At 40.8% G+C, this 1,683-nt stretch carries 1 protein-coding gene; it reads left to right on the forward strand.

From position 1 onward, the window contains the following. The first annotated feature begins 113 nt into the window (after positions 1-113). On the forward strand, positions 114-1,250 hold the full coding sequence (locus tag ACYQ5K_RS07570) for an IS110 family RNA-guided transposase (protein WP_173689665.1): 1,137 nt from the start codon (positions 114-116) through the stop codon (positions 1,248-1,250). Positions 1,251-1,683: the final 433 nt, after the last annotated feature.

Here is a 1,683-nt window from a genome sequence, read left to right on the forward strand (position 1 = left end):
ATAGATAATATGAAGTGACCTCACATTTGTAGCAACGTGGATTTACCTGTATACTAGAGTTTGATAAGAACAAAGGTAACAGGAATTACCACATACAAAAGGAGATCACTCATATGAAAAGAATACTAAAAATCGGCATGGATGTCCATACCACAAATTACACATTATGCGCAATGGAACCAATCATCGGTGAGGATGACCGCGTATTCGCAACAATCAAGGTAACACCGGATTATAAAAATATTTTGATGTTTATTGAAAATCTGAAAATGAAACTAGGATTGAACGATGAATACGATATCCAGTGTGGATACGAGGCAGGATGTCTGGGCTATTCGCTCTATAACCAACTGACGGCCGCAGGCGTAAAATGTGTGATACTTGCACCAACAACAATGCTTACACCTCAAGGTGTGAGAATTAAGACAGATATGCGAGATGCATATATGATTGCCCAGTGTTTGTCATATGGTGGTTATCATGTTGTTTATATTCCGACAGAGACCGATGATTCGGTAAAAGAATATCTTCGCATGAGAAACGATCATAAGCTTGCGTTAAAGAAAATCAAGCAGCAGATCAACGCATTCTGCATCAGACATGGATGTTGCTATGATGGGACAAAATGGACCCTAGCACATCTGAAATGGCTGAAGAAACTTGAAATCACAAATGAATTGTATCGAGAAACACTTGACGAATACATGGCATCATACGAAGAACAGGAAACCAAGATTGAGAGATATGATAAGCGGATCGAGGAAATCGCTGAACAGACAAAATATCATGACAAAGTCAAAAAACTGGAATGTTTTCTTGGAATCAAGACGCATACAGCATTGTCATTGATTGTTGAAACCGGAGATTTTGAGAGATTTGCAAAAGGAAACCAGTATGCAGCATATCTTGGACTTGCACCGGGAGAAAACTCAAGCTCAGACAGTATACATCGGCTTGGAATAACAAAAGCAGGAAACAGTCATTTAAGACAGCTGCTGATAGAGGCATCTGGCGGAATCTGTAAGGGTGCTGTGGGGCATAAGTCAAAAGAATTAAGAGCAAGACAGAATGGTAATACGGCAGAGGTAATTGCGTATGCAGACAAAGCGAACACGAGATTACGGAGCCGATACTATAAATTTATAAGACATGGTAAGAAAAGAAATGTGGCAGTAGCTGCAATAGCAAGAGAATTGGCATGTTTTGTATGGGGCATGATGACAGATAATATCGAAATGAAAGTAGCGTAGAGGTATATCATAGTCATCTGCCAGTCAAGGGTGCAGGCACCGCTGGGGCGGCTAAGCCCTTGACAGCCAGCTGCCTATGATAAAAGAGTAGTCAAGCAGAAAAAGCAGCAATATGCAGCTTATTTCTGCCACAAAATAACAAGTAAACAATCTGACAGTATTAGAAAAGAGCTGTGGTCACTGTAAGGTCTGGGTTATCTGCGTTTCTCCTATGTGCGCACATGAAACACTGTGATCCACGCTGATAGATCGTAGAACCCAACGGCGAACCATTAGCCTGTAGGTAATCAATCCACGTATAACAGAGTGGCCAACTGCCGGGGACTGTTAAACTAGGGCTCTTTTCCAATGCTGTCAGGAAAACAAATGTGACTGGAGTTGAGAAAAATTTCTTAAAATTAACTCTTGACAAAAGTCACTTCATAACAGGAGA

This window comes from Allocoprococcus similis, from assembly GCF_054660775.1.